We start from the raw sequence: 15,148 nt of genomic DNA, 5'->3' as shown, positions 1-15,148 counted from the left end.
CACACGACCGCCGGTGCCGCCTTCGCCACATGAGCGGGCGAAGGTTCCATCCTGTAGCGACGTTTTCTCAAGGCGTCACTGTGTCTAAGCCCCGGCCTTGTGTGCCGGGGTTTTTGCTTGCTGCTGGAGGCGACCGGCCGTCAGGGGGCGATGCGTTGGCTGGCATCGGTGAAGCCCATCAGGGAAATATCCAGGTCCATGCGGTTACCGCGGGGGCCGACCAGGCTCAGGGTCGCGCTGCTGCCGGAGCGCAGCGCCTGGAACATCGCCGGTTCGAGCGGTAGGTCGGCGCGGCAGCCCTGCTCCAGGCACACCTGGTAGGGGAACTTGGCGGGTTGGCTGCTTCCCGCACTCAACTGTAGGCCGGGAGCCAGGCGCACGCCTAGCGGCGTCAGAAAGGTCATCGCTGGGCTGCCCTCGAGCTGCGGCGGGTAAGCGACCACGACGCGCATCAAGGGCTGGCTGCTATCCGCATTACTGATCACCTGGTTCATGGTGCAATTGCCCTGGCTGCTGTCGCTAGGACATACCACCTCCCAGTCATTGAATTGCTCGGTGGTGATATCGGTGCGGGCTTGGTTCGATGACGTTTGCTGGGCGAAAGCGTTGGGCGCCAGGGCCAGAAGCGACAGCAGGCCTGTCATGCACAGGCGGCGGGTGAAAAAGGACGACATGGGGGGTACCTCCTTGGTGTCGGTGATCATGAGGATGAGTATTTAGCAGCTAGCGGCGTCCGACGTGTTCGGCGGCTAACCGAGTTTGCGCTCGGCGCTGTGCTTACCACCATGCCCAGTTGGTCCTTTGAGGTCGAGTCCCTGACGTATTTTCCCTGACATTCAGCCGCCACACCGCGGGGAAATGGAGAAAGCGACGCTGCCCCCGGCACCGGCCGGGGGCAGCATGTCACTGGGCGAGACGAGGGTCAGGCGGTGGCTGCGCGCGACAGGCTGCGATGCTCTTCTCTCAGGCTCTTGACCAGGCCCACACACATCACCAGCAGGATGAAGGTAAAGGGAAGGCCGGTGGTCACGGCGCCGGCCTGAAGGGCGCCCAGGGCCTTGTCACCACCGCCGTAGAGCAGGATGCCGGCAATGACCCCTTCCAGGGTGGCCCAGAAGACTCGCTGGCTGCGCGGCGCGTCGATCTTGCCCCCGGCGGTGATGCTGTCGATCACCAGCGATCCGGAGTCGGACGAGGTGATGAAGAACACCAGTACCAGAATGATGGCCATGGTCGAGGTAAGGGTCGTCAGCGGCAGCTGCTCGAGCATCTGGAACATCGCCAGTGAGACCTCGCCGATGCCGTTGGCCAACTCTCCGACGCCATTCGCGGACTGGGCGAGGGCGTTGCCGCCGAAGGCGGTCATCCAGACGCCGGTGACCAGTGTCGGCACCAGCAGCACCGCCATCAGGAACTCGCGCACGGTGCGTCCCCGAGAGACCCGGGCAATGAACATGCCGACGAAGGGTGACCAGGAGATCCACCAGGCCCAGTAGAACACCGTCCAGCCGTGGAACCAGGTCTGGTCATCGCGGCCCACCCAGTTGGACAGCGGAAGGATATGCGTCAGGTAGGCCACGCTGGTGTCCCACAGGCCGTTGACGAACAGCAGCGTGGAACCGGTGAAGATCACGAATAGCAACAGCACTAGCGCGATCACCATGTTGATGTTGGAGAACAGCTTCACTCCGCCGTCGATCCCGCGCCATACCGAGTACAGCGCCACGGCGGTGACACCGACGATGATGGCGAGCTGCGTGCCTAGCGTGTTGGGGATGTCGAACAGGTAGTTGAGGCCGCCAGCGGCTTGGGTAGCGCCGAAGCCCAGCGAGGTGGCCAGGCCGAAGATGGTCGACAGCACCGCGACAATGTCGATCACGTGGCCGAGCCATCCACGCACATGCTGGCCCAACAAGGGGGTGAAGGCCGAGCGCAGGGTCAGCGGCAGTCCCCGGTTGTAGGCGAAGAAAGCCAGCGACAGGCCGACCACCGCATAGATCGCCCAGGGATGCAGGCCCCAGTGGAACATGGTGGCGCCCATGGCGGCACTGGCCCCTTGCGGGGTGCCTGGGGCGGCATTCAGCGGTGTGCCGTACCAGTCGGTGTAGTAGGCCACCGGTTCGGCCACGCTCCAGAACATCAGGCCGATGCCCATACCCGCGGCGAACAGCATGCTGAACCAGGAGATCGTGGAATGCTCGGGACGGGCGGATGGGCCACCCAGGCGGATACGCCCGAGGGGCATGACGATCAGTGCCAGGCACAGGATCACGAAGACATTGCCGGCGATCATGAATAGCCAGTCGAAGTGCTCGATGGCAAAGCCGCGGGCCGCTGTCATTTGGCTGTTGGACTGATCGGGGTAGATCAAGGCATAGAGAATAAAGGCCAGGATGGCCAGAGCGGAAACGGGAAAGACGGGGTTGTGGAAATCCAGCCCAAGTAGCTGCTTGTTGTCCTGCCCGGGGGTCAGGATGGGGTCGTCGTCATGCGTCATGCGAGGTCCTCTATTGTTGTTGTCACATCGCCCAGCGGCGACGGCGAACATTCTTGGCATGACTGGCACGGGGGATTGTCGCGAAAACGACCTCGAGATATGGCATGGCCACTTCGTTGGCCGAGATGTCTCGAATAGGCATGGCAGTGACTCGCTGGGAACATTCCGGCCGAGTGAAGGGGCTATCGTCGAGTAGCGGCGGTATCGCCGCTTCAATTAAAAATAACGTTGAAGGAAGCCAGCCATGAGTGCAGCCAACCGCGGAGTCGTCTATAAGGGCCCGGGTGAAGTCGCCGTCGAATCCATCGCCTACCCGGAGCTTGCTCTTGGCAATCGCAAGTGCGAGCACGGCGTTATCCTCAAGGTCGTCACCACCAATATCTGCGGCAGCGACCAGCATATGGTGCGGGGCCGCACCACCGCCGCGCCGGGCCTGGTGTTGGGTCACGAGATCACCGGCATCGTGGTCGAGTGCGGCCGGGACGTCGAATTCATCAATCAGGGCGACCTGGTCTCGGTACCGTTCAATATCGCCTGTGGCCGTTGCCGTAACTGCAAGTCCGGCAAGACCGGCATCTGCCTGAACGTCAATCCGGCACGTCCGGGCGCGGCCTATGGCTACGTCGACATGGGCGGTTGGGTCGGTGGCCAGACGGAATACGTCATGGTGCCCTATGCCGACTTCAACCTGCTGAAGTTCCCGGACGCCGATCAGGCGATGGAGAAGATCAGGGACCTGACCCTGTTGTCCGACATCTTCCCGACGGGCTTCCACGGCTGTGTGACCGCGGGTGTTGGTCCTGGCTCTACCGTCTATATCGCCGGCGCAGGTCCGGTGGGTCTGGCGGCGGCCGTGTCTGCCCAGCTGCTGGGTGCGGCATGCGTCATCGTCGGCGACATGATCGAGGATCGCCTGGCCCAGGCACGCAGCTTTGGCTGCGAGACCATCGATCTGACCCAGGACGGCGATATGGCCGACAAGGTCGAAGTCATTCTGGGCGAGCGTGAAGTCGATGCCTTCGTCGACTGTGTCGGTTTCGAGGCCCATGCCTGTGGCTGCAACCACGGCAAGGAAGCCCCGGCGACCGTGCTTAACTCGGCCATGTCGCTGACCCGTGCCGGCGGTGAAATCGGCATTCCGGGTCTGTACGTCACCGAGGATCCGGGTGCCGAAGACGAGGCCGCCAAGCAGGGCTCCCTGAGCATGCGCTTTGGCCTTGGTTGGGCCAAGTCGCACAGTTTCCACACCGGCCAGTGTCCGGTGATGAAGTATCACCGTCCGCTGATGCAGGCGATCCTGTTCGGCAAGGTCAACATCGCGGATGCGATCAATGTTCAGGTGATCACGCTGGACGAGGCGCCCAAGGGCTACGCCGACTTCGATGGCGGCGCGGCGAAGAAATTCGTTATCGACCCCCATGGCAGCGTTGCTGCCTGAGCACGCTAGCCGGTTAGCCAGCCCAACGACGACGGCGCTCCGCGGGGCGCCGTCGTTTTTTGTGCCCTGGTTCTTCGATGACAAGCTGGTGCTTCGCTGACAAGGTTGTTGGCGAAGCGGCTAGGGTGCCGTTGGTGCAGGAAGGGAGGCAGGACGTTCGCGACAATCGCCTGGTCCACCAATTGACGTCCCAATGCGAAGGCCCGGCCGGTAGCGGGGCCTTCGCCAGGACGTTCGTGGCAAGGGCGAAAGCTTAGCTCTGGGCCAGACGCAGATGAGAGGCGCTATGGTCCAGGTTGTCGAGCATGCGCTCGCTGTACCAATCGACGAAGTCGATCACGCCAAACTCGAATGTCTCGGAGTAGGGGCCCGGCTCATAGCTCTTGGAGTTGATGCCTCGCTGGTTTTCCTCGGCGAGCCTGCGGTCCTGATCGTTGGTGGCATCCCATACGCGACGCATCTCGGCCGGATCGTAGTCGATGCCTTCTGCGGCATCCTTGTGTACCAGCCATTTGGTGGTGACGAGGGTTTGCTGCGGGCCCAGTGGCAGGACGCGGAAAACGACGGCGTGATCACCCATGAAGTGATTCCAGGAGTTGGGCAGGTGCAGGATGCGCAGCGATCCCAGATCGGCGCTCTGCAGATTACCCATCAGCTTCTTGCTGGCCCGCTTGCCGTTCATGGTCATTGATTCGACACCATTGAGCAGCGGTGTACGGGTCAAGCGGTTACGACGACCGAGTCGGGTGAGCTTGTAAGGCACGCCCTGGGCTTCCCAGTCGGCCTGCTTGCGTGCGACCAGGTCCTTGTAAGCCTGTGTGGCGCGGGGGTCGTCGGTGTCGTCGAACTCCTGCAAGGAATTGAGCAGTTCCGGGTGCGCGCCATTGCAGTGGTAGCACTCGCGGTTGTTCTCGATCACCAGCTTCCAGTTGCACGCTTCAATGATGCTGGACTCCACGGCGACCTTGAGGTTCTCCATGTCGTAGGGAGCCAGGTAGTGATCGAGACTCTCGAGGAAGCCATCGATCTCCGGTGCGTCGTCGGCCAGGCTGATGAAGATGTAACCACCACCGGTGCGCACGTGAACCGGCTTCAGGCCGTGGGCGGTGAGGTCAAAGTCCTTGCCCATGTCGCTGCCGGCGAACAGCAGACGGCCATCGAGCTCGTAGGTCCACTGATGATAGGGACAGACCAGCTTTGCTACCTTGCCCTTGCTGGTGACGCACAGGCGCGAACCACGGTGACGGCAGACGTTGTGGAAGGCGTGCACTTCCCCGTTGTTGCCACGCACGATCACGACCGGGTTGTCGCCGACTTCAAGGGTCATGTAGTTACCCTTGCTGGGAATTTCGCAGGTCATGCCCGCAAATAGCCATTCCTTCTCGAAGATTTCCTGCATGTCCAGTTGGAACAGTCGCGCGTCGTTGTAGAACGGTTGCGGCAGCGAGTACTGGGCACGTCGCTGCTGCAGCATCTCTACGGTAGCCTCGCGGGCCGGGGCCAGGGGGTCATCCAGACGAGCGTGAAACCTAGGATCCATGAATATACATCCTCTTGCAGGGCCGCTAGGGCGGCTTTGAGATTGTTAGGAATAGGGGCCGGGCGGGCTGTTGTGGGCTGAAGCGAGTGTGGATCAGTGCTGCGGGGGGCAGTTGTCTGCCGGCGACGTGATGTGATGCGACGGCGACGCGGGGTGAAACGAAAATGGGTAGTGCTGGATGCCATGAGCATGCCCATGTCGTAGACAGGCAAGTCGAGCCGGTCGGCGCTGCGCAGAATTCGTGCAACGGCAGGCGGTGGCACCGCGGTCGGAGACCTTCATGCTGCAGCCTAGGCGACACAACAATGACTATGTCCTTTCTCAACCCAGTCACTACCCAGACCTGGACCAATGGCCGCCATGCGGTGCGCTGCGTCAAGGTGATTCAGGAAACCTGGGACACGCGAACATTCTGCTTTATGGCCGAGCAGCCGGTGATGTTCTTCTTCAAGCCGGGACAGTTCGTGACCCTGGAGCTTGAGATCGATGATCAGCCCGTCATGCGCTCTTACACCATCTCGAGTTCACCGTCGGTTCCCTACAGTTTCTCCATCACCGTCAAGCGCATGCCGGGTGGCGTCGTCTCCAACTGGCTGCATGACAACCTCAAGGTCAATGACGAGCTGGCGGTGCACGGTCCGGTTGGCAACTTCAATATCATCGACTACCCGGCCGACAAGGTGCTGATGCTCTCCGGTGGCGTGGGTATCACCCCTCTGATGTCCATGGTGCGCTGGCTGTTTGACACCAATGCCTCCGTGGACCTGCAATTCGTGCATAGTTCCCGCACACCACGTGATGTCATCTATCATCGTGAGCTTGAGCATATCTTCTCGCGGATCCCCGAGTTCAAACTGCATATCGTCTGCGAGCGCAGTGATGAGCTGGGCGACGCCTGGGCAGGCTTCCGTGGCTACCTGAGTCAGCCGATGCTCGAGCTGATGGCCCCGGACTTCATGGATCGCGAGATCTTCTGCTGCGGCCCGACCCCCTACATGAATGCGGTGAAGCGTCTGCTGCAGGAAAACGGCTTCGACATGAATCACTATCATGAGGAGTCATTCGGTGCCACGCCGCTGGACGTCCAGGAAGATGTGATCGAGAACGTCGAGATGGCCGAAGCCGAGGCCGAGGAGCTCGATGCCGCCGACATGCTCAGCGTCGAGTTCAGCACCACCGGCAAGAGCGTGCGTATTCAGCCCGGTGAGACGGTCCATTCGGCCGCCGCCAAGCTGGGGCTGCACATTCCCAAGGCGTGCGGTATGGGCATCTGCGGCACCTGCCGGGTGCCGCTCAGTTCTGGTGAGGTCGAAATGGACCATAACGGCGGCATCACCGACGAAGACGTCGCCGAGGGATATATTCTCTCCTGCTGCAGCAAGCCGGTGGGCGATGTGGTGGTCGAATACTGATACGGGCGGCTACCGCCCTAGCCCGCGGTGCGCATCACTTTCTCGGTGATCGGTATGGCATGGCGATCAAGTGTATCCTCACGACCAAGGCTTTGCGTACAAACCCTAATCCCCACGTCACCGCTAGTGAAGAGCACCGCTTCCATGAGCCTTTCCCACGCTGGCGAGCCGCTGTCCGTCGGCTTCGTCCTGCTGCGCCGCTTTACCATGCTGCCCTTCGCGGCCTTCGTCGATTGCCTGCGTCTGGCCGCCGATGAGGGCGATCGCAGTCGTCAACTGCGCTGTCACTGGGTCTTCATGACCAGCGCCGGGCAAGATGCCATCTCCAGCTGCGGGGCGGCCGTCACGCCCTGCACGGCCTTTCGCGATCCGGCGGAGTTCGACTATATCGTGGTCATCGGCGGGGTCCAGGATGAGCATGACGTCATCGATGAGACGGCGATTGCCTACCTGCAGCGCACGGCCAAGGCGGGTGTGCCGCTGGTGGGTGTCTGCACGGGCGTCTTTGCGCTGATCCAGGCCGGGCTGATGAACGGCCGGCGCTGTTGCGTCAGCTGGTATCACCATGGCGATCTGACGCGGCGATTCCCCGACATCGAGCCGGTCGCCGACCGCCTGTTCATCGATGACGGCTGCCTACTCACCTGTGCCGGGGGCATCGCCTCCGCCGATCTTGCCGCCTACCTGGTGGAACGTCACTTGGGCAAGGCCTGGGCCATGAAGAGCCTGCATATCATGCTCATTGACGAGGCCCGCCGCGGCGAGCATCCCCAGCCCCAGCCGGTGGTCTTCGATAAGGTCGAGGATCGGCTGGTACGTCGCGCCATTGCCATTCTCGAGCAGCACCTCGGCGAGCCGCTAGGTGTGGATGCGCTGGCCGAGCGGCTGGGCACCTCGCGCCGCAACCTGGAACGGCGCTTCCGCGAGGCGCTGGGCGTAGGCCCCCGCAAGTTCGCCCGGGACCTGCGCCTGCGCTACGGCCTGTGGCTGCTGCACTATACGGCGAAAAGTGTCACCGACATCGGCGAACGCTGCGGGTTCTCCGATAGCGCCCACTTCTCGCGGCACTTCCGTGAGGCTTTTGGTGTTACGCCGTCGGCGGCGCGCAAGGCCGCAGGAGAGGGCAATGGTGCCGTGGTCGATCCCTTCTTCCTGCATATCGAGTCGCGGACGACGCCCCCTTAGGCAACGAAGCCGAAGGAGCATGGGCCGACGCCGGAGCGTCGGCTTTTTTATGCGCACATGCCGAGGAATATACAAATGGCCCGTTAAACTAAACATGTTTATAAACAATTATTTATGATTATTTGTCGCGAACATCATGGGAAAGATGTCGCAAACGTTCAATCTTTCGAGCACGTGATTGGCTATCAATGACAGCCAGAGTGAGAACACGGCGTCTAGGACGAGTCAGCGCTTCGAGGGCTTGTCTGTCGCGACGATGTCAGTGTCGTTTCCAGAATGCCGCGCGTTCTACTTTTTTTTAACGTTGTGAAGCCAATCCCCAGGGTGACGAGATGAACGCCAATAACCTTACAACGACCGATCCCCAAATCGCCGCCGCCATTGCCGATGAAGTGGTTCGCCAGGAAGCCCATATCGAGCTGATCGCCTCGGAGAACTACGCGAGTCCACAGGTCATGGAGGCCCAGGGGAGCCAGCTGACCAACAAATATGCCGAGGGCTACCCTGGCAAGCGCTACTATGGCGGCTGCGAGCACGTCGACGTGGTCGAGCGTCTGGCCATCGAGCGTGCCTGCGCGCTGTTCAGCGCCAACTATGCCAACGTCCAGCCCCACTCCGGCGCTCAGGCCAATGCGGCGGCCTTCATGGCCCTGGTATCGCCTGGCGACACCGTGCTGGGCATGAGCCTGGCCCACGGTGGGCACCTGACCCACGGTGCGGCGCCGAACTTCTCCGGTAAGTACTATAACGCCGTCCAGTACGGCCTGAACCCGGACACCGGCGAGATCGACTACGACGAGGTAGAGCGTCTCGCCCACGAGTATCGGCCCAAACTGATCATCGCCGGCTTTTCGGCGTACTCCCGGGTGATCAACTGGCGTCGTTTCCGCAGCATCGCCGACGCCGTGGGTGCCTGGTTGATGGTCGACATGGCCCATGTCGCCGGCCTGGTGGCCGCCGGCCACTACCCGAGCCCGCTGCCGCATGCCCATGTGGTGACCACCACCACCCACAAGACCCTGCGCGGTCCGCGCGGTGGCCTGATTCTCTCCGCCAGCGGCGACGAGACGCTCTACAAGAAGCTCAACGGGGCAGTCTTCCCGGGCCAGCAGGGCGGTCCGCTGATGCATGTCATCGCCGCCAAGGCGGTGGCCTTCCGCGAGGCCATGAGCCAGGACTTCGTGCGCTACCAGGCACAGGTGATCGACAACGCCCGGGCCATGGCCAAGGTCTTCGTCGAGCGCGGCTTCGACGTGGTCTCCGGCGGCACCGACGATCACCTCTTCCTGGTGTCGCTGATCAAGCAGGGGGTGACGGGCAAGGACGCGGATGCCGCGCTGGGCCGCGCCCACATCACGGTCAACAAGAACGTCGTACCCAATGACCCCCAGAGTCCCTTCGTGACCTCGGGCCTGCGCATCGGCACCCCGGCGGTGACCACCCGCGGCTTCGACCAGACCGACTGCGAAGCCCTGGCCGGCTGGATTTGCGATCTGCTCGACGCCCTGGCCGAAGGAGACGATACCACCGAGGCCGAGTCCGAGGTTCGTGGCAAGGTGGCCGAGCTTTGCGCTCGCCACCCGGTCTATGGTCAAGCCGTCGACGCAGCCGAAACCGCTTAAGCGTGAGCCCGATTCCCGCCGCTTTAGCGGCGGGGCCCCTTTGAGGAGAAGATTGCATGCAACGATATTCAGGCTTCGGGCTGGTCAAGCACGCGCTGAGCCACCACGAGAACTGGGAACGCCAGTGGCGAAACCCCACGCCCAAGAAGGCGTATGACGTCATCATCGTCGGTGGCGGTGGTCACGGGCTGGCCACTGCCTACTACCTGGCCAAGGAATTCGGCGTTACCAACGTCGCGGTGATCGAGAAAGGCTGGCTGGGTGGCGGCAATACGGCCCGTAACACCACCATCGTGCGCTCCAACTACCTGTGGGACGAGTCGGCGGCGCTCTATGAGCACGCCATGAAGCTCTGGGAAGGGCTCTCCCAGGACATCAACTACAACGTGATGTTCTCCCAGCGTGGCGTGTTGAACGTGGGCCACACCCTGCAAGACATGCGTGACATCCAGCGTCGGGTCAACGCCAACCGACTCAACGGCATCGACGGCGAGGTGCTCGACGCCAAGGGCGTGCAGGAGCTGGTGCCGATCATGGACTGCTCCAAGAATGCGCGCTATCCGGTCATGGGTGCCTCCTGGCAGCCGCGGGCTGGCGTGGCCCGCCATGACGCCGTGGCCTGGGGCTATGCGCGTGCCGCCGATGCCCTGGGGGTCGATCTTTTACAGAACACCGAGGTCACCGGCTTCAAGATTCGCGATGGCCAAGTCTATGGGGTGCACACCAATCGCGGTGACATCGAAGCCAAGACCGTCGGCTGCGTCACTGCCGGCAACTCCGGGGTGATGGCGAAGATGGCCGGCATCAAGCTGCCACTGGAATCACACCCGCTTCAGGCGCTGGTCTCCGAGCCGATCAAGCCGGTCCTCGATACCGTGGTGATGTCGAACCACGTTCATGGCTATATCAGCCAGTCCGACAAGGGCGACCTGGTCATCGGTGCCGGCATCGACGGCTACAACGGCTATGGGCAGCGCGGCAGCTACCCGACCGTGGAGCACACCCTGCAGGCGATCGTCGAGATGTTCCCGATCTTCTCGCGGGTGCGCATGAACCGTCAGTGGGGCGGTATCGTCGATACCTGCCCCGATGCCTGCCCGATCCTCTCGAAGACCAAGGTCAAGGGGCTGTACTTCAACTGCGGCTGGGGCACCGGGGGCTTCAAGGCGACGCCGGGCTCGGGGCACGTATTCGCGGCCAGTCTCGCCAAGGGCGAGATGCATCCGATCGCCAAGCCCTTCTCCATCGACCGCTTCAATACCGGCGCGTTGATCGACGAGCACGGCGCCGCCGGCGTCGCCCACTGATCCACCGCAGAGGAGACCTGCCATGTTCTATATCTTCTGTCCCTACTGCGGTGAGCACCGCGAGGAAGAGGAATTCCACCCGAAGGGCCAGGCGCATATCTCTCGCCCGGCGGACCCGGAGGCCACCAGCGACGAAGAATGGGGGGATTACCTGTTCTTCCGCGACAATCCGCGCGGTGTTCATCATGAGCTGTGGGTGCACGCGGTGGGCTGTCGCAAGTTCTTCAACATCACGCGCCACACCGTGAGTTACGAGATCCTCGAGGTCTACAAGATGGGTGAGCAGCCGTCGATCACCGCAGAGCACTATGCGGCCCAGCAAGGCGCTGCATCCGCCGATAAAGAGCGCAACGCGTCTCAGGCCAAGCATCAAGAAGGAGTCCGGGCATGAGCCAGCCGAACCGACTCAAGACCGGCGGTCGCGTTGACCGCTCACGACAGCTGACCTTCACCTTCAATGGCCAGCGCTACCAGGGGCATCCCGGCGATACGCTTGCCTCGGCGCTGCTTGCCAACGGTGTCGATATCGTCAATCGCAGCTTCAAGTACTCGCGTCCCCGCGGCATCGTGGCCGCCGGTGCCGAAGAGCCGAATGGCATCGTCCAGCTGGGTAGCAGCGAGGCGGGTCAGGTCCCCAATGTGCGGGCCACTCAGCAGGCGCTCTATCAAAACCTATCGGCTCGCAGCACTAACGGCTGGCCCAACGTTCAGCGTGATCTGATGGGCCTGGTCGGTAAGCTGGGGGGCCAGTTCATGCCGCCGGGCTTCTACTACAAGACCTTCATGGCGCCGGCTTCCATGTGGCTGACCTATGAGAAGTACATTCGCAAGGCCGCGGGCCTGGGGCGCAGTCCCACCGAGAATGACGCAGACATCTATGATCACCGTCATCAGCACTGTGACGTGCTGGTGGTGGGCGCGGGCCCTGCTGGCCTGTCTGCCGCGTTAGCTGCGGGTCGTGCCGGTGCCCGCGTGATCCTGGTCGATGAGCAGGAAGAAATGGGTGGCTCGCTGCTGTCGTCCCGCGAAAGCATCGACGATGCCCCGGCGACCACCTGGGCCGAGAAAGTGCTCAAGGAGCTGTCCGCGCTCGAAGACGTGACCCTAATGCCGCGCACCACCGCCAACGGCTATCACGACCATAACTTCGTGACGCTGCATGAGCGCTGCACCGAGCACCTGGCGGATATCGCGCCGCACGTCGGTGGTCGTCGCCAGGTCCGTTCGCGCATGCACCGGGTCCGTGCCGGCCAGGTCGTCCTGGCCAGCGGTGCCCATGAGCGTCCGCTGGTCTATGCCGGTAACGATGTGCCCGGCAACATGCTGGCCGGTGCGGTGTCGACCTATATCCGCCGTTATGGCGTGGTGCCGGGCAATCGCCTGGTGCTCGCCACCAGCAATGACGATGGTTATCGCGCGGCGCTTGACTGGTCCGAGGCCGGCCGCGAAGTGGTAGCGATTGCCGATGCGCGCCAGAACCCGGACGGTGAACTGGTCGAACAGGCGCGTGCCAAGGGCATTCGGGTCATCGCCGGTAGCGCCGTGATCGAAGCGCGTGGCGACAAGCGTGTCGCCGTCGCCAAGGTGGCAAAGATCGATATCGAAGGCTTCAAGGTCTCAGGTCCGGTCGAAGAGCTTGCCTGCGACACCATCGCCAGCTCCGGCGGTTTCAGCCCGGTGGTACATCTGGCGTCGCATACCGGCAGCCGGCCGACCTGGAATGAAGAGCTTCTTGGCTTCGTGCCGTCTCCGGTGAAGGGCATGACGCCGACGGGCGGAGCGCACGGTGTCTATGCGCTCGGCAAGGTAATCGCAGACGGCTTCAAGGCCGGCAGCGCCGCGGGCGAGGCCTGTGGTTTCGAGCGCCAGGATGCGAGCCTACCCAAGGTCGATGAGCGCCGTGAAGGCGCTGCCGTGGCCCTCTATCAGGTGCCGCACCAGAAGGCGACCCTGCGCGGACCCAAGCAGTTCGTCGATATGCAGAACGATGTCACGGCGGCGGCGATCGAGCTTGCGACCCGCGAGGGCTTCGAGTCCATCGAACACGTCAAGCGCTATACCGCGCTGGGCTTCGGCACCGATCAAGGCAAGCTTGGCAATATCAACGGCATGGCCATCGCTGCGCGCTGCCTGGGACGCACGATTCCCGAGGTCGGCACCACGGTGTTCCGTCCCAATTACACGCCGGTCAGCTTTGGCGCCATCGTCGGTCGTCACTGCGGCGAGCTGTTCGATCCCGAGCGCTATACCGCCATGCACCAGTGGCATGTCGAGAATGGCGCCGAGTTCGAGGACGTGGGCCAGTGGAAGCGTCCCTGGTACTTTCCACAAAAGCGCCGCGCAGAGAACGGCGAACGCCTCGAGACCATGCACGAGGCGGTGGCTCGTGAGTGCAGCGCCGTGCGCGAGAAGGTCGGCATCCTGGATGCCTCGACGCTTGGCAAGATCGACATCCAGGGACCGGATGCGCGTGAGTTCCTGGGGCGCGTCTACACCAACAAGTGGGCCAAGCTGGCGCCTGGCCGCGTCCGCTATGGCCTGATGTGCAAGGACGACGGCATGGTGTTCGATGACGGCACCACCAGCTGCCTGGGCGAGAACCACTTCCTGATGACCACCAGCACCGGCGGCGCCGCCACCGTGCTGGAGTGGCTCGAAATCTGGCACCAGACCGAGTGGCCGGAGCTGGACGTCTACTTCAACTCCGTGACCGATCACTGGGCGACCATGACCGTCACAGGACCCGAAGCGCGCAAGCTGATGGCCGAGCTGACCGACATCGACCTGGACAAGGACAGCTTCAAGTTCATGGATTGGCATGAAGGCAACGTGGCCGGCGTGCCGGCGCGGGTCTTCCGCATCTCGTTCACCGGCGAGCTGGCTTACGAGATCAACGTCCAGGCCAACTACGCGATGCATGTCTGGAAAAAGCTGTTCGCCCACGGCGACAAGTATGGCCTGACGCCCTACGGCACCGAGACCATGCATGTGCTGCGTGCCGAGAAGGGCTTCATCATCGCCGGTCAGGACACCGACGGTTCGGTGACCCCGGAAGACTTGGGCATGCACTGGGCGATCGGCTACGACAAGCCCAATTCCTGGATCGGCAAGCGGGCCCTCACGCGGCCTGACACCAAGCGCACCGACCGTAAACAGATGGTGGGCCTCAAGCCCAAGGATCCGTCGGTGGTGCTGGAAGAAGGCGCACAGGTCGTGTTTGACCCCAATCACGCGATTCCCATGCCGATGAAGGGTCACGTGACCTCCAGCTACTACAGCCCGACCCTGCAGTCAGGCTTCGCCCTGGCCGTGGTAAAGGGTGGCCACCAGAAGATGGGCGAGACCGTCTATCTGCCCATGGTCGACGGCCAGGTCCACGAGGCCGAAATCGTCAGCCCCATCTTCCTCGATCCCAAGGGAGAGCGTCAGAATGTCTAACGCACAACAGTTCGATACGCGCCCCGCCGGTGAACATGCAAGCGAGATCGCCGTCGAGTCGCCGCTGGCTTACAGCATGCATCGCTCGGGGGCGCCGAAGGTCAAGGCCGACACCAGGGTAACGCTGCGCGAGCGTGCCTTTCTCGGGCACTTGACGCTGCGTGGCGGTGCCATCGTCCTCGATGAGGCCCTGCGCGACGTGCTCGGCATGAGCCTACCCGGAGAGCCCCTGGGGCTTGTCCAGGCTTCATTCGACGGGCCAGCCGGTGAGTGTTCGATTCAGTGGCTGTCCCCGGACGAGTGGCTGCTGATCGTGCCGGGCGGCGAGGAATTCGACGTCGAGCGTCGTCTGCGCGAAGCGCTGGGGGATGCCCATTTCGCCATCAGCAACGTTAGCGGCGGCCAGACCCTGCTGGAACTCAAGGGCGAGGCGGCACGCGAGGTATTGATGAAGTCGGTGGCCTATGATGTCCACCCGCGTCATTTCCCGGTGGGCAAGGCCGTCACCACGGTATTTGCCAAGGCCTCGGTGATCCTGCGCCGGCCTTCTGAAGAGCGCTGGGAGTTGGTGGTGCGCCGTAGCTTCGCCGATTACACCTATCGCTGGCTGCTCGACGCTGGTGAGGAGTTCGGCATCGGCGTCGAGCGCTGAGCCCGGCTTCCTTCTCGATTGCTTTTCCAGGCCGGGTTCGTCCCGGCCTGCTTTGTA

Annotated in this window: 11 protein-coding genes; 8 read left to right on the top strand and 3 right to left on the bottom strand. The window is 62.8% G+C overall.

The window, feature by feature from the left end; all coding sequences use genetic code 11:
• Nucleotides 1-140: 140 nt before the first annotated feature.
• Nucleotides 141-674, bottom strand: a complete 534-nt coding sequence (locus HUS66_RS00800; protein WP_175069095.1) for an invasion associated locus B family protein — start codon at nt 672-674, stop codon at nt 141-143.
• 248 nt (nt 675-922) lie between these two features.
• Nucleotides 923-2,497 carry a BCCT family transporter gene (locus tag HUS66_RS00795; protein ID WP_175069094.1) on the bottom strand — a complete coding sequence of 525 codons (1,575 nt, stop codon included), beginning with the start codon at nt 2,495-2,497 and terminating at the stop codon, nt 923-925.
• A 244-nt stretch (nt 2,498-2,741) separates the two neighbouring features.
• Between HUS66_RS00795 and fdhA the strand changes: the two genes are divergently transcribed.
• Nucleotides 2,742-3,935: a formaldehyde dehydrogenase, glutathione-independent gene (fdhA, locus tag HUS66_RS00790; protein WP_175069093.1), complete on the top strand. Its 1,194-nt coding sequence runs from the start codon at nt 2,742-2,744 to the stop codon at nt 3,933-3,935.
• Nucleotides 3,936-4,188: 253 nt separating this feature from the next.
• Here the strand turns inward: fdhA and HUS66_RS00785 are convergent, their stop codons facing one another.
• Nucleotides 4,189-5,475 carry an aromatic ring-hydroxylating oxygenase subunit alpha gene (locus HUS66_RS00785; protein ID WP_175069092.1) on the bottom strand — a complete coding sequence of 429 codons (1,287 nt, stop codon included), beginning with the start codon at nt 5,473-5,475 and terminating at the stop codon, nt 4,189-4,191.
• Between the two features lie 305 nt (nt 5,476-5,780).
• On the opposite strand from HUS66_RS00785, the gene HUS66_RS00780 reads away from it, so the two are divergent.
• The 7 genes from HUS66_RS00780 (at nt 5,781) to HUS66_RS00750 (ending at nt 15,091) form a co-directional block, all read left to right on the top strand.
• A complete protein-coding gene (locus HUS66_RS00780; protein ID WP_175069091.1) occupies nt 5,781-6,887 on the top strand; it encodes a hybrid-cluster NAD(P)-dependent oxidoreductase in 1,107 nt (368 codons plus the stop codon).
• A gap of 144 nt (nt 6,888-7,031) precedes the next feature.
• Nucleotides 7,032-8,072 carry a GlxA family transcriptional regulator gene (locus HUS66_RS00775; protein WP_175069090.1) on the top strand — a complete coding sequence of 347 codons (1,041 nt, stop codon included), beginning with the start codon at nt 7,032-7,034 and terminating at the stop codon, nt 8,070-8,072.
• Nucleotides 8,073-8,404: 332 nt separating this feature from the next.
• A complete protein-coding gene (gene glyA / locus HUS66_RS00770; protein WP_175069089.1) occupies nt 8,405-9,694 on the top strand; it encodes a serine hydroxymethyltransferase in 1,290 nt (429 codons plus the stop codon).
• A 56-nt stretch (nt 9,695-9,750) separates the two neighbouring features.
• A complete protein-coding gene (locus HUS66_RS00765; protein ID WP_175069088.1) occupies nt 9,751-11,001 on the top strand; it encodes a sarcosine oxidase subunit beta family protein in 1,251 nt (416 codons plus the stop codon).
• 22 nt (nt 11,002-11,023) lie between these two features.
• The gene (locus HUS66_RS00760; protein ID WP_175069087.1) at nt 11,024-11,392 is read left to right on the top strand and encodes a sarcosine oxidase subunit delta; all 369 of its coding nucleotides are present in this window, start codon (nt 11,024-11,026) and stop codon (nt 11,390-11,392) included.
• The gene (locus tag HUS66_RS00755) at nt 11,389-14,439 is read left to right on the top strand and encodes a sarcosine oxidase subunit alpha (RefSeq protein ID WP_175069086.1); all 3,051 of its coding nucleotides are present in this window, start codon (nt 11,389-11,391) and stop codon (nt 14,437-14,439) included. The genes HUS66_RS00760 and HUS66_RS00755 overlap by 4 nt, the downstream gene beginning before the upstream one ends.
• The gene (locus HUS66_RS00750) at nt 14,432-15,091 is read left to right on the top strand and encodes a sarcosine oxidase subunit gamma (protein WP_175069085.1); all 660 of its coding nucleotides are present in this window, start codon (nt 14,432-14,434) and stop codon (nt 15,089-15,091) included. Before HUS66_RS00755 ends, HUS66_RS00750 begins: the two co-directional genes overlap by 8 nt.
• Nucleotides 15,092-15,148 lie beyond the last annotated feature (57 nt).

Origin of the sequence: Onishia taeanensis, from assembly GCF_013349955.1 — a bacterium.
GTDB classification, from domain to species: domain Bacteria; phylum Pseudomonadota; class Gammaproteobacteria; order Pseudomonadales; family Halomonadaceae; genus Onishia; species Onishia taeanensis_B.
The sequence above is the reverse complement of the archived record's forward strand: the minus strand, read 5'-3'. Positions and strand labels throughout refer to the sequence as shown.

Bases quoted from the DNA above. Each gene is read 5' to 3' on its own strand.
- HUS66_RS00800 (WP_175069095.1), bottom strand. From the start codon at position 674: ATGTCGTCCTTTTTCACCCGCCGCCTGTGCATGACAGGCCTGCTGTCG.
- HUS66_RS00795 (WP_175069094.1), bottom strand. From the start codon at position 2,497: ATGACGCATGACGACGACCCCATCCTGACCCCCGGGCAGGACAACAAG.
- fdhA (WP_175069093.1), top strand. From the start codon at position 2,742: ATGAGTGCAGCCAACCGCGGAGTCGTCTATAAGGGCCCGGGTGAAGTC.
- HUS66_RS00785 (WP_175069092.1), bottom strand. From the start codon at position 5,475: ATGGATCCTAGGTTTCACGCTCGTCTGGATGACCCCCTGGCCCCGGCC.
- HUS66_RS00780 (WP_175069091.1), top strand. From the start codon at position 5,781: ATGACTATGTCCTTTCTCAACCCAGTCACTACCCAGACCTGGACCAAT.
- HUS66_RS00775 (WP_175069090.1), top strand. From the start codon at position 7,032: ATGAGCCTTTCCCACGCTGGCGAGCCGCTGTCCGTCGGCTTCGTCCTG.
- glyA (WP_175069089.1), top strand. From the start codon at position 8,405: ATGAACGCCAATAACCTTACAACGACCGATCCCCAAATCGCCGCCGCC.
- HUS66_RS00765 (WP_175069088.1), top strand. From the start codon at position 9,751: ATGCAACGATATTCAGGCTTCGGGCTGGTCAAGCACGCGCTGAGCCAC.
- HUS66_RS00760 (WP_175069087.1), top strand. From the start codon at position 11,024: ATGTTCTATATCTTCTGTCCCTACTGCGGTGAGCACCGCGAGGAAGAG.
- HUS66_RS00755 (WP_175069086.1), top strand. From the start codon at position 11,389: ATGAGCCAGCCGAACCGACTCAAGACCGGCGGTCGCGTTGACCGCTCA.
- HUS66_RS00750 (WP_175069085.1), top strand. From the start codon at position 14,432: ATGTCTAACGCACAACAGTTCGATACGCGCCCCGCCGGTGAACATGCA.